The sequence below is a fragment of the Microbulbifer sp. GL-2 genome (genome assembly GCF_007183175.1).
Taxonomy (GTDB): domain Bacteria; phylum Pseudomonadota; class Gammaproteobacteria; order Pseudomonadales; family Cellvibrionaceae; genus Microbulbifer.
The window spans coordinates 420701-438519 of sequence record NZ_AP019807.1; the positions used below are offsets into that span (position 1 = coordinate 420701).

13 protein-coding genes are annotated in these 17819 nt (G+C 52.2%); 7 read left to right on the forward strand and 6 right to left on the reverse strand.

From position 1 onward, the window contains the following. Positions 1-21 precede the first annotated feature (21 nt). Positions 22-1191, reverse strand: a complete 1170-nt coding sequence (locus GL2_RS01910; protein ID WP_143729038.1) for a 1-acyl-sn-glycerol-3-phosphate acyltransferase — start codon at positions 1189-1191, stop codon at positions 22-24. Between the two features lie 323 nt (positions 1192-1514). On the opposite strand from GL2_RS01910, the gene nhaC reads away from it, so the two are divergent. The 4 genes from nhaC to pgi all read left to right on the forward strand — a co-directional run bounded on the left by nhaC (position 1515) and on the right by pgi (position 6680). Beyond that, a complete protein-coding gene (gene nhaC / locus GL2_RS01915; protein ID WP_143729039.1) occupies positions 1515-2981 on the forward strand; it encodes a Na+/H+ antiporter NhaC in 1467 nt (488 codons plus the stop codon). 21 nt (positions 2982-3002) lie between these two features. Next, positions 3003-4049, forward strand: a complete 1047-nt coding sequence (locus tag GL2_RS01920; protein ID WP_143729040.1) for a DUF3549 family protein — start codon at positions 3003-3005, stop codon at positions 4047-4049. Between the two features lie 497 nt (positions 4050-4546). Then, positions 4547-4741 carry a hypothetical protein gene (locus tag GL2_RS21375; protein ID WP_157533369.1) on the forward strand — a complete coding sequence of 65 codons (195 nt, stop codon included), beginning with the start codon at positions 4547-4549 and terminating at the stop codon, positions 4739-4741. A gap of 316 nt (positions 4742-5057) precedes the next feature. Further along, positions 5058-6680 (forward strand): glucose-6-phosphate isomerase, encoded by a 1623-nt coding sequence (pgi, locus tag GL2_RS01925; RefSeq protein WP_143729041.1) that lies wholly within the window; start codon positions 5058-5060, stop codon positions 6678-6680. Positions 6681-6851: 171 nt separating this feature from the next. Here pgi and GL2_RS01930 read toward each other — a convergent pair whose 3' ends face one another. The 4 genes from GL2_RS01930 to sbcB all read right to left on the reverse strand — a co-directional run bounded on the left by GL2_RS01930 (position 6852) and on the right by sbcB (position 11818). Continuing rightward, positions 6852-7616, reverse strand: a complete 765-nt coding sequence (locus GL2_RS01930) for a slipin family protein (RefSeq protein WP_143729042.1) — start codon at positions 7614-7616, stop codon at positions 6852-6854. 78 nt (positions 7617-7694) lie between these two features. Further along, positions 7695-9119: a nodulation protein NfeD gene (locus tag GL2_RS01935; protein ID WP_143729043.1), complete on the reverse strand. Its 1425-nt coding sequence runs from the start codon at positions 9117-9119 to the stop codon at positions 7695-7697. A 119-nt stretch (positions 9120-9238) separates the two neighbouring features. Continuing rightward, a complete protein-coding gene (locus GL2_RS01940; protein ID WP_143729044.1) occupies positions 9239-10255 on the reverse strand; it encodes an aspartate carbamoyltransferase in 1017 nt (338 codons plus the stop codon). 111 nt (positions 10256-10366) lie between these two features. Next, positions 10367-11818: an exodeoxyribonuclease I gene (gene sbcB, locus GL2_RS01945; protein ID WP_172621234.1), complete on the reverse strand. Its 1452-nt coding sequence runs from the start codon at positions 11816-11818 to the stop codon at positions 10367-10369. Positions 11819-11964: 146 nt separating this feature from the next. Between sbcB and argS the strand changes: the two genes are divergently transcribed. The 3 genes from argS (at position 11965) to GL2_RS01960 (ending at position 16406) form a co-directional block, all read left to right on the forward strand. Further along, positions 11965-13701 (forward strand): arginine--tRNA ligase, encoded by a 1737-nt coding sequence (gene argS / locus GL2_RS01950; RefSeq protein WP_143729046.1) that lies wholly within the window; start codon positions 11965-11967, stop codon positions 13699-13701. A 163-nt stretch (positions 13702-13864) separates the two neighbouring features. Beyond that, a complete protein-coding gene (locus GL2_RS01955; protein WP_143729047.1) occupies positions 13865-14752 on the forward strand; it encodes an SDR family oxidoreductase in 888 nt (295 codons plus the stop codon). Between the two features lie 181 nt (positions 14753-14933). Continuing rightward, positions 14934-16406: a nucleoside hydrolase gene (locus GL2_RS01960; RefSeq protein ID WP_143729048.1), complete on the forward strand. Its 1473-nt coding sequence runs from the start codon at positions 14934-14936 to the stop codon at positions 16404-16406. Positions 16407-16716: 310 nt separating this feature from the next. Here the strand turns inward: GL2_RS01960 and GL2_RS01965 are convergent, their stop codons facing one another. Continuing rightward, positions 16717-17685, reverse strand: a complete 969-nt coding sequence (locus tag GL2_RS01965; RefSeq protein ID WP_143729049.1) for an IS30 family transposase — start codon at positions 17683-17685, stop codon at positions 16717-16719. Between the last annotated feature and the right edge of the window lie 134 nt (positions 17686-17819).

Consider the following 17819-nt stretch of genomic DNA (forward strand, 5'->3'; position numbering starts at 1 on the left):
CCAACCAAGCCCTGCCAGCGGTTACTCAAATGCGAGGCGCGATACCACCGGATTGGCATAGGCCAGGATAGCCTTGTCGCGCCAGCGTTTATCAATTTTCGCCATCCGCGCCTTAAACTTCTCACGGGTTTCCTCGTAATCGCTCGGCTTCCAGGGCCTGGATGGGTAACCTACTGGCAGACCGGAAACATCACCATAAATCATCTCGTAGGCGATCAGGTTGGTAGGGTGCAGTACGTAATTGCCGACAATCTGCCGGTCAATCTCTTCAGCCAGACTGTTCACATCGTTGAAGTCCCCCTCTATCGGGGTGCCGAAGGCGGTGTGTACGCGGCCTTTCTGGCCGATGACCCCCTTGCCGATAGAGGCAAGGTCTTCATTTTTGGCCTTCTTATACTCTTCCTTGTGCTCAGTGATATAAAGCTCTTTTGCTTTCTGGCCGTCGCAGGGATCCCATTCATAGGAGATTGACAGCGGCACTATATGCAGTTTTCTCCAATACTCGGCAAAGGGGGTCTCCCGGTCTTTGGTCATAGCAAACATAGCCGCGAGTGCCGGGTTGGTACGATCCATACCGTCTTTGGCCCGACCCGAGCGCTGAGCAATCCACACATGCTCGTTTTCATGGACGATGGAGTAGTAGATATAATTGGATAACTGACTTGCCGCCGCCAGTTTCTCACGACGGCTGCCGGAGCTGCGCTTGACTGTGAAGCACTTATTGAGCTTCATGATATCGCTGGCAAACTGCTTGCTCAGCAGGTTGTCGCCAATGGCGATACGCGAAGTCTCATGCCCCTCTTTGTACATGGACACAATCGCGAATGCCGGGTCCATGGCAATATCCCGATGATTGCTCACAAACAGACAAGCGCGGTTCCTGGGCAGGGTATCCAGCCCAGAAATGGTCAGCCCGGAAGTCGTGCGACTCACAACCTTGTCAATGTACTTATCCACAATCGCCTGCACACCGCGCACATTCCGTACATTGCGGAACTCAAAGCGCAAGAACTGGCGGACCAGCCAGGCCAGTGGGCCCTCAAGGCGCGCCAGCTTGGGTAAAAGGAAATGCGCTACGGCATGAGACATTTCCGGGTCGGCGATCAGCCTGTCCAGCACATCGCGCACTTCATCATCGCGATAAGGGCGCATATCCTCAAATTGAGCGGGGTCTAACTCACTTGCTCTCATGAACTCACTACCTGCCAGGCCTACTACTGATGGCCCAGGCTCATTTTATTGTGCGGCCACAGGGTAGCCGGGATAAGAAATCGGCGCAGAACATACCGGAAGCCTCGCCGAACTGCTAGCACCTCTCCCTATCAAGTACCTGATGGGAGTGATGAAAGCATGCTTAGACGGCTCAGTCAGTGAAAAGGTCCTCCTGTTCTATTCACCATTCAAAGTAGACTTCACCGCCCCAAGCCGAGAGAATAGGAAGATCAACCGTCGCCGACGGCAAAAACAATGATAACGAATACGGCCCTAGCCACGCAGTCAAGCAGGAGTTCACCTTGTCCCAAGCCAGCCCCACTAATGAACCGCGCACGCCCAGCCTACTGGATGCGCTGATCCCTCTGGGGGTCCTGATCGCCCTGCTGTCACTGTCTGTGTATTTCTATGGCGCCGACTCTTCCTATGGCCCCAACCAGATTGCGTTGCTGTTATGCGCCTGTGTGGTCGCCTTGATGGGAATGAAAAACGGCCACAGTTGGAACGACATGGAAGGCGGTATGCTGCATGGCATCGGCCTGGTATTCGGCGCTATTCTAATTCTGCTAGCGGTGGGGGCATTAATCGGTAGCTGGATATTGGCCGGTACCGTACCCTCTATGATCTATTACGGCGTACAGATCCTCTCCCCCCAATGGTTTTATGCAGCCAGCTGTATTATCTGTGCCGTAGTGGGCCTAAGTATCGGCTCCAGCTGGACTACGGCGGGCACCCTGGGTGTGGCGCTGATGGGCATTGCCGGCGCCCTGGGACTATCTCTTGAAGTCACTGCTGGCGCGGTGATTTCCGGTGCCTACTTTGGTGACAAGATGTCCCCGCTATCCGACACAACCAATGTGGCTGCGGCGGTAACCTCCAACGACCTGTTTCAGCATATCCGCCACATGATGTCGACCGCGATTCCGGCATTTGTGATCGCCCTGATAGCATTTGCTTTCCTTGGCTTTACTTCCGAAGCAAGCAATGCCTCTGCCAACGACATCGAGGCACTCCTAGCTGCACTCAAGAGCGAGTTCAAGATTTCCCTCGTCAGCTTACTACCACTGGTATTGCTATTGGCCATGGCCTGGCGCAAGGTCCCGGCCTTTCCGACACTGATTATCGGTTCCCTGGTAGGTTGTGCAATCGCCCTGATTTTCGAACCGGAAGCCGCTCGCCGTCTGGGTGGCGATGATGGTGCCCTGTCAGCACTAAAGGGCGCCTGGTACAGCCTGTTCGACGGCTACAAGTCCACATCCAGTAACGAAAATGTGGCTGCACTGCTGTCCAAGGGCGGAATGAGCAGTATGCTCAACACCGTGTGGCTGATCACTTCCGCTATGGCCTTCGGCGGCGCCATGGAGCGCGCTGGCTTCCTGCAGGTAATCGTCAACTGGACCCTGTCGCGGATTAAAACTGTGGGTGGCCTGGTAACCTCCACTGTGCTGACCTGCTTCGGTATGAACGCCGCCGCTGGTGACCAGTATATGGCGATCATTATTCCTGGCCGCATGTTCCGCGATGCCTTTGCCGAGAAGGGCCTACACGGCCTCAACTTATCTCGAACGCTGGAAGACTCAGGCACCATTACCTCGGTACTAATCCCGTGGAATACTTGCGGAGCCTATATGACCGCCACACTGGGCATTTATACCTTCTCCTACTTGCCCTATGCCCTGTTTAATATCCTTTGCCCACTGCTGGCAATCGCCTACGGCTGGCTGCACTTCAAGCAGAAGCCGATTTCTGTCGCGGCCACTGCATCTTAAGGAAGTAGATAAGAACCCCCTATGAGCGAAAGCGGTACCCTGAGCGCCTTGATAAAAGAGGCAAACTTCAACCTGCACTGGTTCGATCTGGGTCGGCGCCTGCAGTCCGTATCCAAGTCCACAGCCGAGGCCTTTGAGGCAGGGCAAAAGCCCTGGCCTCATCCCTACCTGCGCCAGGCTTGGACCGGGCTTTTACTCCAACCTACCGAGGGTGGTGAGCCGGCGGTTTGGTTCCTGCGCTTCCCTCTCGACGAGCAGGGCAAATTACAGTTACAAGCACGAGATGGCTTGCTGCGAGCACTGGCACAGGAGCTGCAACAGGGGCCGGCCTCTGAATCTGCAGCACAGCTGGACCGGTTGCTGCAACAAAGTGGCCTCTTTTATACCCCGTCCACTGAGCGGCAGGCTGCATTTCACGCCCATACCGGTTTGTTGCTGAAACACACGCCTAGCGCACATTATGAAGCAGTACTCAATTACTTCCGTAATCCACAGGAAACACGCTGGGAAAGTCTGGCGCTTCAGGGCATCGCCGATCTAGCCGCCCGTTGGGAAAGCGAGAAAGCCTTATTGCTACGTCAAATACCCAATATCGCAGCGCCAGTATTTATCAATTTGTGCCAGTGCCTGGAAAACGAGTCTATTGATCACCAATTGGCGGATACCATCACAGTCCGAGCTAAAGCGGCACTTACTGATAACACTCCGGATTTCAGCGTAATTGCCGCCGCCGTACGCAGTATCTCCCACTCACCGGCCAAGGGCATGCGCCAGGCATTCCTGCAGCATTTACTCCAAGCACCCAACACGGTTGCAAGCACAGAGCTACTTGCGGCGATAGGCAGCCGCTGCGCCCTCGATCTGGAAGACCCGGTATTCGCCAATCTATGGCTCAATGCCCTGGCCGGCAACGGAGATCAAGGTACCTTTAACCTGTTGTTATCCGACCTGATGTTTATTCCCCAGGTACGAGCATCTCTGCTGGCGGTATTGCGCGATCCAGCACGGAAGGAAATCCTGGCCCAGGCCTTCGGCAGCTTTTTGCACGGCCCCAAGCCCACCCACTAGTGCGTTCACGGCAGTTTCGCTATTTTTACGGAGCTGCCTTTATTAGCCTCACCCTCTATCCCTGCCGGGGAACTGAATATTGTCTTTTCAGTATCATGACCAAAATTAAAATTCAGTAGAAAAAACCAATCCACCCCTACAGCGCCCCCTTTTATTTCACGCCATTAATTAACGCCAGCACCACAATAAAATAAAATAACCTCTAAAATTAATCACTCTCACAAACACCTTCACCTACTGATAAACAGCTGAAAAAACCTGGAAAATATTTCAGACAAAAAATCAGACCAAAAGCTAAAAAATCGATTTTTACAGGCCAAAAACACAATAAAATGGCACGACTTTTTTCCAGAGTTTAAGCTTGGCAGCTATTTAATCCCTTCGCCTATTACACTCAACTAGGCGGTATCTTTGTAGAGAGCATTTTACAAAGCTGACCAACAGGTGACGTTTTATTGGCTATGCTAATGTCTACATCAACGGAAAGGAGTTAGGGGATGAATTTCACTCCAGCCAAGTACTTAATCGGAATTATCAGTGCACTGGTTCTAGCAGGTTGCTGTAGCCCTCCGGCACCTCCAGCTTACTGCCCACCCGGCGCTGAACAAATTCCTCTTTCAATGGCCTGCCCCGCAGATGCTGACTGCTGGATGGCTTCAGACAGAGTACGCTGTATGAAAGTGGTGAAGTAAAATCACTTTTGAGCAGAACCAGCGTGGTGATTCATACTAAATGAGGTTTTGAACAAATCGGAGCTGATAGATACCTGCACACAAAAGCTTTATTTAGTATGAATCACCACCAAATGCCGCTTTCACGAGCGGCATTTGTCTTTTGGGTAACCCATTCTTACCTGAAACAATCCCCTGTAATACACTGTAACGCCTCGGGCGCCAGCCCGGAGCATGGAATGCGTTAGCATTGCCAGCTTTTTAAAATCAAGCCCCATAAGCTTGTGTGATATTCGAAATAAGAAACCGCTCACAAGAGAGTTAACCAGCAATTACCATGACAAGTGAAACTTTGGCATTGAGTCGCGCCGCCGCTATTCGACAATTGCAATCCCACTTTGAACAATACAAGTGGTCGCTGCGTGAACTATTCGCTACGGATACACAGCGCACAGCAAATTTCAGCTGTGAAGCCGCAGGTATTTACCTGGACTTTAGTAAGAACCACCTGCGCCAGGACACTCTTCAGCTTTTACTCGATTATGCCGAAGATCAGGATTTGAGCGGCCAGATCTCCGCGCTTCTTAGCGGTGCCAATGTTAACAATACCGAGCATCGCCCTGCCCTGCATACCGCCCTGCGCTTCCAGGGTGAACCGAAAAACGATCACGAGCGCGCGGTTACAGACTGTCGTACGCAGATGAAACAATTTGCCGAGAAAGTCCACAACCAAAGTTGGCTGGGGTTTAGTGGCAAGCCTGTTCGCCATATTGTTAATATCGGCATCGGCGGCTCTGATCTCGGCCCTCGCATGGTGGTCGAGGCCCTGAGCCCATGGCACAGGGAAGGGGTTCAGGTCCATTTTGTAGCGAATGTTGACGGTGCCGATCTCAGTGACACCCTCAAGGGCCTCAACCCGGAGGAAACCCTGTTTATCGTTGCCTCCAAATCTTTCTCTACCCTGGAAACCCGCGAGAATGCACTTTCCGCACGCCGCTGGATGGTTGCTGCTGGGTGTGATGACAAGCAGTTGGCCCAACATTTCGTCGCCGTGAGCAGTAATATAGTTGCGGCACAGGATTTCGGTATTGCCCCGGAAAATATCTTCCCCATGTGGAATTGGGTGGGTGGCCGCTATTCATTGTGGTCCGCCATTGGCCTGCCAATTGTTTTGGCCTGCGGCTACGAGGTTTTTGAGCAGTTACTGCAAGGCGCTCATGCCATGGACCAGCATTTTGCCAGTGCACCCTTGCGAGAAAACCTGCCGGTGATGATGGCTCTTGTACAGTTCTGGTACCGCCAGTGCTGGAACACCAGCAGCCAGGTGGTACTGCCCTACGCCCAGCGGTTGGCTAAGTTCCCGGCCTGGCTGCAACAGCTGGATATGGAGAGCCTGGGCAAGAGCGTGGATAAGGACGGCCAGGCATTGGGCTATCCCAGCGGCAGCGTGATCTGGGGCACCGAGGGCACCAACGGCCAACACTCATTTCACCAGCTATTGCACCAGGGTACCGATCTGATTCCCGCAGATTTTATCGCGGTGAAAGAACCCACATCAGAATTGCATGAGCAACACCGATGGCTACTTGCTTGCTGTATCAGCCAGAGCCAAGCCTTACTGCGCGGGAAATCCTTGCACGAGGCGCGCCAGGAGCTGGAAGAAACCGGCTATACCCACCGCGAAGCCCATGCATTGGCCCCCCACAAAGTGATCCCAGGCAACCGCCCCAGCAATACGCTGATTCTGGACAAACTCGATCCGCAACACCTGGGTGCTCTGCTGGCATTGTATGAACACAAAGTTTATGTGGGTGGCTGCTTACTCGGCATTAACCCTTTCGATCAGTGGGGCGTGGAACTGGGCAAACAATTGAGTTCAAAAATTCATAAAGCTGCCGACGGTGAAATACCGGAAGACTGGGATAGCTCTACCCGCAGCCTGCTGAGGAAGCTACTTTAAAGAATTTCTGGAGAGCATTTTCTTACACAAAAAAGGCCGCATTTACCCTGCGGCTTTTTTTGTATTTTCAATAAATTACTTTTAATTCAATTTTCTTTTCTTCGTCTATTTTCTGCATTATTTATTTGGGTAGAGAAACCCCAAATCCATTACCACAAACCAACAGGTTACTTAGCTGCTGGTCTCTGGACCATGTTTAAGCAATGGCTTAATCAAGTCGAGCGGCAACGGGAACACCAAAGTTGAACTGTTATTGGCCCCAGCGATGTCAATCATCGTCTGCATATAGCGCAAGGTAATCGCATTGGCATTCTTGGATAGTTGATCGGCCGCCTCAGTAAGTTTCAGAGCCGCCTGGGCTTCACCTTCCGCATGAATAACCTTGGCGCGCCGCGCCCGTTCTGCTTCGGCCTGCTGGGCTATCGCGCGGACCATACTCTCATCGAGATCGATATGCTTAATTTCAACATTGGTGACTTTCACACCCCAGGCATCTGTTTGTTCGTCCAGGATATTTTGAATATCCACATTGAGCTTGTCGCGCTCGGAAAGCATTTCATCCAGCTCATGTTTACCTAATACTGATCGCAAGGTTGTCTGGGATAGCTGGCTTACCGCTTCGTGATAAAACTCCACATTAATAATGGCGGATTGTGGGTTAATCACTCGGTAATAGACAACCGCATTCACCTTCACCGAAACGTTATCGCGACTGATTACATCCTGGGTGGGCACATCCATCACTACGGTGCGTAAATCCACTCGCTCCATAGTCTGGATGATGGGTATAATAATGATCAGGCCAGGACCTTTGACTGTTTGGAAACGTCCGAGAAAAAACACCACTGCGCGCTCGTATTCCCGCAGGATGCGGATGGCATACATCAGCAGCAATACCACCGCGAGCACTAGCAGACCAATAAAATAGCTGACCATCTTCCTCTCTCCCTGTTCTCACCACCTGAAATCTGCAGGCGAAATTATTTAAGCCCACAGGTCGATCTAACCAAATTCCTAACCTGGTTCCACATACAGGAGCAAACCATGCTGAGCGATCACACGTACGCGTTGACCGGGCTCCAGAGGACTTTCACATTGAGCCTTCCAGATTTCCCCATCCAGATGTACCAGTACTTCAGTTTCCGTGACATCACTGACTACCGCAGAACGCCCTACAAGAGCCTGGTCTGCAGCGACACGCGGCGTACGCAGGCTTCTGCCCACAGCCAGGAAAAAAGTCAATAAAAAGAGCCCACTTACCCCGGCAATTGCACCAATCAGCTTTCTCGAAACCTGCATGCCGGGTACATCAGTATCAATCAACATTACCGAGCCAATCACCAACGCAATAATTCCACCAATGCCCAGGGCGCCAAAACTGGGCATAAATACTTCCGCCACAATTAACAGTGCGCCAACAATAATAAGCGCCAGTCCTGCATAATTAATCGGCAGAACCTGAAGCGCATAAAATGCCAATAATAGACAGATAACTCCGACGATCCCCGGCACAAAAGCACCGGGACTATAACCTTCAAATATCAAGCCGTAGATACCGATTAACAGGAGAATATAAGCCACCTGAGGATTGGTAATCAGCGCCAACAATTCGTTGCGCCAATCCGGCTCGTAGGTTTCTATGGGTAATTCTGCGATTCCCGCCGATATTGTGATCTCCCCGGAATCAAGAGAAACCTGGCGACCGGCAATCTGTTTTAGCAAGTCTTGATCGTTCTTGGCGACAATATCCACTACATTCATTTCAAGGGCTTCCGATGCAGTCAGGGTTGCCGCTTCGCGCACCGCCTTTTCCGCCCAGTCCGCGTTTCGTCCGTGACGCTGAGCCAGACCGCGAATAAATGCGACAGAATCATTGACTACTTTGCGTTCCATCGCAGTTCCAGAAAGTGGCTTCTCCTCTTTCTTTCCTTCTTCGTTTTCCCCTTCCTTATTTTCTTTATCCTCTTTTTTTTCATTCTCCTGGGGCTTACCACCTGGGGTTGGCGTGCCCGGTGGCCCACCAATCTGCACTGGTGTGGCGGCGCCAAGCGTTGTGGCTGGAGCCATAGCCGCTATCTGGCTGGCATAAAGGATATAAGTACCAGCACTGGCGGCACGGGCGCCAGATGGGTAGACATAAGTAGCAATAGGAATTGGAGAGGAGAGAATATGCTGAATAATATCGCGGGAAGCAGCGTCGAGGCCGCCAGGGGTATCGATATGTACAATGATTAATTCTGCGCCGCGCTCACCAGCTTCCTCTGTGGCGCGCTTGAAGTAATCCGTAGTGGCTGGGCCTATGGCGCCATCAATAGACAGAAGTGCGACATGAGGAAAGGCCCCCTCCTGCGCGGCACTTTTGCAAATTAATACCGTGAAAAACAGCGCCAGGACAGCGATGCTGCGAGAGAAAACCGCAGGCGAACTCTGATTCAACATGCACCTTTCCCTGATGCGTTTGCGAAAGTGCCCCGACCTGTAGTAGCAAGACAGGCCGAGCCAACTTAATCAGATTAACAGAAAAAAGCGGCGCTATCTGAAAACGGGGCCAATCAACCTTATACCGGGTTACGGCGACTAAACCAATTCACTTCGCGGGCATACTTGTTCACCTGGCCTTCCACCCCCAACAGCAAGGCAAACAGTGCCATACGCACCAGCAGACCGTTGTCCGTCTGGCGGAAAATCGCAAGACTGGGATGCTCGTTCAAATCAGTATCCAACTCATTGGCTTCCGCGCGGGAATCTCTGGGCAGAGGATGCATAATCACCGTATTCGGCTGAGCATTGCGAGTAAAGATCTCCCGGTTCAAACGGAAACGGCCACGGTACAGGTTGGCCTCCTCCTGGGAAGCGAAACGCTCCTCTTGAATACGAGTGGAATACACAATATCCACATCTGTAATCGAAGATTCCAGCTGGTCAGTGACTGTCACAGCGTGCCCGACAGCACTCAGCTTCTCCACTACCCCTTCCGGCATGGCCAGCTCCGGCGGGGATACCAGCACTACCTGCACCTTACCGAACAGGCTCAACAGTTTGCACAGTGAGTGCACTGTACGACCGTGCTTGAGATCACCGATCATGGCGATACGAAAATCATCCAAGGTGCGCCCGTGGGCGGCCAGTTCCTTGCGGATGGTATAGAGGTCAAGCAGGGCCTGGGTGGGGTGCTCGTTGGCGCCGTCACCACCATTCACCACCGGTACCCGGCTCGCTGCAGCAAACTCGGCTACAGAACCCTCTTGCGGATGGCGCATACAGATCACATCACTGTAGCCAGACAGCACCCGTGCCGTATCGTAGAGGGATTCCCCCTTGGCCATGGCACTGGCGGTAATTCCAACAGTTTCACGCACAGTACCGCCCAGCAGGTTGAAGGCTGCCCCGAAGCTGAGGCGGGTACGGGTACTCGGCTCCATAAACATATTGCCGAGAATCGCCCCCTCCAGAACCCGAGTCACCTTCTCGCGGCGAGCGTAGGGGGTCATAGCGTCGGCCACATCAAAAACGTGCTCTATATCGGCACGCTCGAACTGGCTGACGGATAAAATATTGGCTCCGATAAAGTCCATGGTTACTCCAAGGGTTGCGTCTTGTGGACGCCGGGTATTCGCCAGCGGCATTCTACTCGGGCGCTGCCATAGAGCCCAGCCCGGATACGCCGCGGACAGGAAAAGCCAGGGTCAGGCCAACAGGCTATCGCCCCAGTTTTCCAGCTCGGTTATCAGTGGGATCCGCTCCGGGTACTGCACCCTCAGTTCGGACAGCTGTCGGAAGTAGTCTTCGAGCGTGATAGAGGCCCCTACGGTGGGATCAGTTAAACGCTGGAAGCACCAGATCTGCCAGCGCTGATGCTCTTCCTCGGACAGGGTCTCGGGAAAATTGCGCGCACGCATGCGGAACAGCAACTCCGGCAGGCGTTTGTCACTAAATGGCACTTCACCGGCCAGTGCTTCGGGCCCACGGGCAGCCAGTCCACGGTGAAGCTCGCGGCAGATATCCCGATCTGCATCACTGAGGAAACCACCGTAAAGGTCAGCTTCAACATCTTTCTGTGGAAATTCGCGATCCAGGAATACGTTGTGCAGCTTCTCGGTCAGATCCATATCCTTGAGCTTTTGCCAGTTGGCTTCACAGGCTGCACGGTCGATGCCCAGTTCGGCAGCGCGCTTGTCGTCGAGCATATTCGCTGGAGCCAACACAGGGCACTTGTTCAAATGCACCAGCTTCAGTCCCACAGGCAGTTCTCCTTCGCGGAGCTTATCGCGGGCGGTGTAGAGACGTTCACGCAAAGCATCGGCATCCAGGTCGAACAGAGGCTCCGGGTCCATCGCCAGGTTGGCGACGATAACCGCATTGCGGTTAACCGGATGGCTGGCCAGTGGCATCACATAAGTCAAATGACCGTGTGTAGCAGAGACCTTGCCGGAAATATGCAGCAGTGGGCGGCGCTCGCGCATATCGAGCATTTTCGCCGCTTCCTGTTTACGGCGCAGGCGGAACACATAATCGTATAGTTTCGGCTGCTGCTTGCGAATTAACCTCGCCATATCAATAGTGGCGTGGACATCGGATAGAGCATCGTGGGCGCCCTCGTGGGCAATACCATTCGCGGCGGTCAACTCTTCCAGGCGGAAAGAAGGCGCGCCGTCCTCGCGGGTCGGCCACTGAATACCTTGCGGGCGCAGGGCATAGGTGAGGCGCACCATATCTATAATATCCCAGCGGCTGTTTCCGGAGCGCCACTCGCGCTCATAGGGGTCGAGCAGGTTGCGATACAGGGTGTAACGGGTTACTTCGTCATCAAAACGCAAACTGTTGTAGCCAACGCCACAAGTCCTGGGAGTGCCCAGCTCAGCGAGGATACGCTGGATAAATTCGATTTCCGGCACACCTTCAGCCATAGCCTTTTGCGGGCTGATACCAGTAACCAGGCTGGCCAACGGTTGCGGCAGGCAGTCTACCGAAGGGCGGCAGTAAATCATCAGTGGCTCACCGACGATATTGAGTTCCTCGTCGGTCCTGATACCGGCAAACTGCGCCGGCTTATCTACACCCGGGTCTACGCCCCAGGTTTCATAATCATGCCAATAAAGTGTGCTTGAACTCACGGTACCTCCATAATTTGGCGGCATCATACCACTCACCGCCGCGCCAACTGGACACCTGTACACAGATTTGAACTGGGACTAACAGCTATAGCCCGCAAACGCTGGTTGCAAAGCCGCCACCGCCCATTAAAATTCGGCGTTTCCACGAATCTAAGACAGCGCTTCACTCTATGAATATTCGCCAACTCCTCTCCGATAAATTCCAGGCCGCCATGCTCGCCGCCGGTATCCCCGAAGAATGCGGCCCCTTCGTGGCACCTGCGAAGAAAGCCGGATTTGGCGACTACCAGGCCAACGGCGCCATGGGCGCTGCCAAACGCATGGGTACCAACCCGCGCGAGCTGGCCAGCAAGATCCTTGAGCAACTGGACAAGGGCGATATGATCGAAAAGGTCGAGATTGCAGGCCCTGGCTTCTTAAACATCCATCTGAGTGAACAGTGGCTGAGCCAGCAACTATTGTCCGCCCAAGGCGACAAGCGCCTGAATATCGCCTCGGTTGAAGAGCCCAAGACCGTAGTCATTGACTATTCCCACCCCAACCTGGCCAAAGAGATGCACGTGGGCCACCTGCGCACCACCATCATCGGCGACGCCCTGGCGCGCCTGTTGGAGTTCCAGGGCCATAAGGTTGTGCGCCAAAACCATATGGGCGATTGGGGTACCCAGTTCGGCATGTTGCTCGCGCACCTGTCCGACAAACTGGCGGATAGCGATGCCGAAGTGGCGCTGGCCGATCTGGAAGTCTTCTACCGCGAAGCCAAGGTACGCTTCGACGAAGAAGAAGGCTTTGCCGATCGCGCACGTGAATACGTCGTAAAACTGCAAGGCGGTGACGAGCAGTGCCTGAAACTGTGGAAACAGTTTATCGATATCTCCATCAGTCACTGTGAAGAAATCTACTCCAAGCTGAATGTCACCCTCAAGCAGGAAGATGTTTACGCAGAGAGCCAATATAACGACGACCTGCCGGTACTGGTTAAAGAGCTACTAGACCGTGGCATCGCCGTCGAAGACCAGGGCGCTATTGTAGTGTTTCTGGAAGAGATGGCCGATAAAGAGGGCAATCCCAGCCCGATGATTATCCAGAAGAAAGGTGGCGGTTACTTGTATGCTACCACCGACCTTGCTGCCATCCGCTACCGCGCCAATCAACTAGGGGCCGACCGCATTCTCTACGTGGTGGACGCGCGCCAATCCCTGCATCTGCAGCAGGCCTTTGTCGCCTCGCGCAAAGCCGGCTTCCTGCCGGAGACCCTCTCTCTGGAGCACTGCGCCTTCGGCACCATGATGGGCGACGACGGCAAGCCTTTTAAAACCCGCACCGGCGGAACCGTAAAACTGGCGGCCCTGCTGGACGAAGCGGTGGAGCGTGCAGAAAAACTGGTCTCCGAGAAAAACCCGGAACTGGATGCAAAAACCTGTGCGGAAATTGCACGCAAAGTAGGCATCGGCGCAGTGAAATATGCCGACCTGAGTAAAACCCGTACCAACGATTACATCTTCAGCTGGGAATCCATGCTCAGCTTCGAGGGCAACACCGCTCCCTACCTGCAGTATGCCTACACTCGTGTGCGCAGTATTTTCCGCAAAGCTGGTATCGAACCAAATGCACTTAAGGGCGATATCCAACTTGAGAGCCCACAAGAGCGTATCCTGGCGGTTAAATTGAGCCAGTTTGGTGAAGTGCTGGACCAGGTAGCCAAGGACACTTTCCCTCATGTGCTCTGCACTTATCTATACGAGCTGGCCAGTGCCTATATGAGCTTCTACGAAGCCTGCCCGGTATTGAAAGAAGGCGTAAGTGAGCAGCAGAAACAGAGTCGCCTGCAATTGTGTAATCTGGTGGCCAGCACTATCGCTACCGGCCTCGATCTACTCGGCATTGAAGTGATGGAGCAGATGTAAGTTGCTCCAGCCCGGTGCCACCTCCGGCAAATATGCAGGCAGGCTAGCCGGGCAGCTCCTGGGCAGGCAGGTTTCTCCAACTTGTCGCCCAACTATCCTGCTCCATCGATTGCTCTATACCGGCCACATTTTTCCCTCCGGTCTAATTAAAGGAAAGTAACCCGTGAAAATCCTGATTACCGGCGCCTCAGGCCTGTTAGGCCGCAGTGTATTCAAACAATTTTCCAGCAATCCGGATTTTTCCGTTACCGGAGCCGCTTTTTCCCGGGTGGATGAACAGTTAATTCGCCTGGACTTATCTGATAGCGACGCAGTAAAAGCTTGTTTGCAGGAAATTGAGCCCGACATGGTAATTCATTGCGCTGCCGAGCGCTGGCCGGACCGCTGTGCTGACAATCCAGATACCGCCTGGCAACTTAATGTCAGCAGCACAGAGCTCCTAGCAGGGCACTGTAGCGAAATCAGTGCACAGCTGGTGTATATCAGTACCGATTATGTCTTCGACGGCAGTGCCGCACCCTATTCTGCCGATGACACACCCAATCCCGTGAACTTTTATGGCCGCAGTAAACTGGCCGGAGAAGAAGCGGTATTAAAAAACGGTAACCATTGGGTATTAAGGTTGCCATGGCTGTTTGGTCCCGTGATCTACCTGGAAGAATCCGGTATTACCGCCCTGCTGGATACACTGCGTGAAGAAAAGCCAGTCACATTGGACCACTGGGCAATTCGCTTTCCCACCAGCGTCGAGGAGGTGGCAGAAGTATTGGAGCAATGCCTGCTAAAGATCCGTAGCGGCAAAAAATTTGAAGGCATCTATCAATGGAGCGGCGATACCGCCTGCACCCGCTATGAGCTCGCACAACTTATCGCCGAGACCTGCGGCCTAAATGCCAAGCACCTCAACGCAAATAGCGAGCCCAATTTTTCTGTACCGCGCCCTTACAATTGTCAGCTGGATAAATCCCGGCTTACAGGTTTGGGTATAAAAGGCTGTGAGTCATTGCAACAGCAACTGGCCCGTAATTTAAAACCATTTATCGATAATTAATTTAAACAGTTTCAAATAAAAGCGCTATAGGGATGTAGCGCTGCCGGCCGCTGGCCAGCACTGGTCTTTGTAATACATCAACACATTTATCCAATGTGTATTGCAAAGGCGGCAGTCGAGTAGATCAGGGAAGAACTATTGGATTGCAGGGTTAAACCACTCGAACATTAGGGAAGAACAAATGAAATTTAAACACTGGATCTCTGCCGGGGCTTTGGTGCTAGGCAGTCTTGTCACCCTCGCCTCATGCAACGCCGACAGTGGCCGCCACGGTAATAAGCTGCATCAGGCCAGCAAAAACGAAAATGCCCAACCCATTATTTGGATCGGCGACTTCAATAACTTTGACGATGCAGTAGCATTGATGTTGATCGCCAAGGACCCCCGCTATACCCTGGAGTTAGCGGTAGTAGAGGATTCTTTCAATACCGTCGCCCATGGAGCCAATACGGTTTATAACATCCTCGAGTGGCTGGGCAACAACGATACCAAAGTAATTCGCGGTGCCTACTTTGCTACCGAAGAAGTTGCCTATGGAGCTAACGGAAAGGCCTCTAACGATCCAGTCAATGATGGCAAGGCTGTGCCCGGCCGCAATGACTATCAGCTGCCCAACTCCTCTGATTTCACCACCGGCACCTGGAACCTGGAACGCCGTAATACCATGGGTATTAACCTCTATGGCCAATATGTACCCGGCCCCTGGCGCGATAACGGCTCCACTTTGTACGGCACCGACCACCTGATTCCCCGCGCAAAACAGGATCACTACCGCTACCAAGGCAACAATGGTGTTTCTTTTGATTTCGAACTGGCCGAAGACATCATCCTGGAGACCCTAAGTAATCTGGAGCAGCATCCAGTAGTTTTCAATACCGGTAAACTCACTACCCTGGCCCGCGTACTCGGCAAGGCAAATAAAGAGCAGCTGGCTAAAATTGATCGCGTTATAATGATGGGCGGCGGCTTCGAAAATTACCAGCCGTTTACTGCAGATCACGAAGCGGCCTGCTTCGGCGATAAATCCCGCAACCTGGGCGGCAATATTTTCTCCCACCCAAGTTTCGGATGCGGCAGCGACTTCAGCACCCACCAGGAATTCAATATTCTACTCGACCCCCTGAGCGCGCAGTGGGCCTTTGACGCCCTAAGCGAAAATAATATTGAAACCTATCTGGTACCCACCAACTCCACCGATATGGCCAAGGTACAGGGCAGCACCATCGAAGCCCTGGCAGAACGCCGCGCAACTCCTGAAGCCTGCTACACCTCACAGTTACTTAGCTCCATTCGCGAATTTGAGGGTGGCGATTTCCAGGGTAACGGCGACTTCGCCATGGACGCGGTTATTCGCCTGTGGGACATAATCGCGGCACTGGTACTGTTGGAACCTGAAACTATGGAGATGGATCTGGTTCCCGGTTTTATCGAAGTAGACCAGCTGAATGCCGGCCTGGCCGACAGCATGACTCCCTACGACCCAATTACCTTCGATCCCACTGTGGGCAAAACTACTTTTGTAGAGAATGGCAAAGGCTTGGAAGTGAATGTAGTCATGGGAATTAACCACGACGCCGCTCGTACCGCGATGATTGAGCGTTTACGTGATCGGTTTAATTCTGCCCGAAAGGGGGCTAGGTGCCGTCTTAAGTAGTAATAAACTTTACCACGTCTAATATAGTGGAGCCTTTTATGTATTTTGTAGTCTGTACAGATACTTAAATAGGCTCCGAAATAAATGATAGGTTGACCAGATTCGTTCACTTACATTCATTGAAAGAGCATAAAACAATTATAGTAGAAAAATAATTACAACTAACTGAGAACACATCTCTCAGAGGTCTTATCCGAAAAATCGAAATCCCTTTATCGACAAACAAACATTTGGATTACTCACACTATTAGATAGTAGAACTTGGAACCGAGTTAACTAATCTTGGTTTCAAGTAATAACTGCAACCCCTTTATGCTGCAAGCAGATCATCTTGCAGCCCCATAAATAATTCATTCGGTGATCTTTCACCCCGACTCGCTCTTGGTCTACTATTCAGGCGATCCATTACAAATTGAACCTGCTCGTCTGTTACTTTATTAAAGTCGGTACCCTTTGGGAAATACTGTCGAATGAGGCCGTAAGTATTTTCATTGATCCCTCTCTCCCAGGATGAATATGGGTGAGCAAAGTAAATTTCAGCGTCTAAGCCTTCTGCAATCGTTTCATGACCAGAGAATTCAAGACCATTGTCGAAGGTAATTGTTTTGATTTTATCTTTGATGCTCACCATATGACTAACCGCTGCTTCAGCCAACAAGTCTGATCGTTTACCTGTCAATCTAACAATAACCGTGTATAACGTCTTGCGTTCAACCATAGTCAGCAAAGCTCCGCCACGTCCCTTGCCTATAATGGTATCACCTTCCCAGTCACCTATCCGATTCATCCGATCAACAACTGCTGGCCGATCATCTATGCTCACTCTGTTTTTGATCTTTCCGCGTCGATCATACTTCCCGTAGCGCTTGCGATAGGGCTTTGATGCAACCCTAAGATGCTTGTATAAGTCTCCACCATTTGTCTGATCTAAATAAATAAGTTGATAGATCGTCTCATGATGTAACGATACACCCGTATGTCTCCTTAAATAGCTTGCAGTCTGCTGAGGACTTAATTCTTTCCGAGTTAGGGTATCTATTTGTTGCCACACGCTATCAGTCACTTTCTGTGCCTTATACGCTTGCTGGCGTCTTAGCTCCGCAAGGGTATGTGCTTGTCCTGGCCGATATCCTCGTAAGCCTGTATTACGTCGCAGCTCTCGGCTGATCGTCGAGGGATGCCTCTCTAACAATTTTGCTATTGCTTTCTGAGAGTGTCCGGCTTTTCTTAAGCTGTAAATCTGGTATCGTTCGTTCTCGCTCAGTTGGTAGTAGCTCATCAGTGCCTTTCTCTTGGTCGGGAGAGGTGCCGACTCTACCAGCTGAGTCCTCCCTTACCAATTGCACTTATTATCCGAAACCAAGTATGACTATAGCTGTAGTTATACCTATAACATAGACATATTTGGCATCC

What these genes read in the sequence shown, in the direction of transcription:
- GL2_RS01935 (WP_143729043.1), bottom strand. Translation starts at nt 9,119, where the DNA reads ATGTTGAATCAGAGTTCGCCTGCGGTTTTCTCTCGCAGCATCGCTGTC.
- argS (WP_143729046.1), top strand. Translation starts at nt 11,965, where the DNA reads ATGAATATTCGCCAACTCCTCTCCGATAAATTCCAGGCCGCCATGCTC.
- pgi (WP_143729041.1), top strand. Translation starts at nt 5,058, where the DNA reads ATGACAAGTGAAACTTTGGCATTGAGTCGCGCCGCCGCTATTCGACAA.
- GL2_RS01910 (WP_143729038.1), bottom strand. Translation starts at nt 1,191, where the DNA reads ATGAGAGCAAGTGAGTTAGACCCCGCTCAATTTGAGGATATGCGCCCT.
- sbcB (WP_172621234.1), bottom strand. Translation starts at nt 11,818, where the DNA reads ATGCCGCCAAATTATGGAGGTACCGTGAGTTCAAGCACACTTTATTGG.
- GL2_RS01965 (WP_143729049.1), bottom strand. Translation starts at nt 17,685, where the DNA reads ATGAGCTACTACCAACTGAGCGAGAACGAACGATACCAGATTTACAGC.
- GL2_RS01960 (WP_143729048.1), top strand. Translation starts at nt 14,934, where the DNA reads ATGAAATTTAAACACTGGATCTCTGCCGGGGCTTTGGTGCTAGGCAGT.
- GL2_RS21375 (WP_157533369.1), top strand. Translation starts at nt 4,547, where the DNA reads ATGAATTTCACTCCAGCCAAGTACTTAATCGGAATTATCAGTGCACTG.
- GL2_RS01930 (WP_143729042.1), bottom strand. Translation starts at nt 7,616, where the DNA reads ATGGTCAGCTATTTTATTGGTCTGCTAGTGCTCGCGGTGGTATTGCTG.
- GL2_RS01940 (WP_143729044.1), bottom strand. Translation starts at nt 10,255, where the DNA reads ATGGACTTTATCGGAGCCAATATTTTATCCGTCAGCCAGTTCGAGCGT.
- GL2_RS01920 (WP_143729040.1), top strand. Translation starts at nt 3,003, where the DNA reads ATGAGCGAAAGCGGTACCCTGAGCGCCTTGATAAAAGAGGCAAACTTC.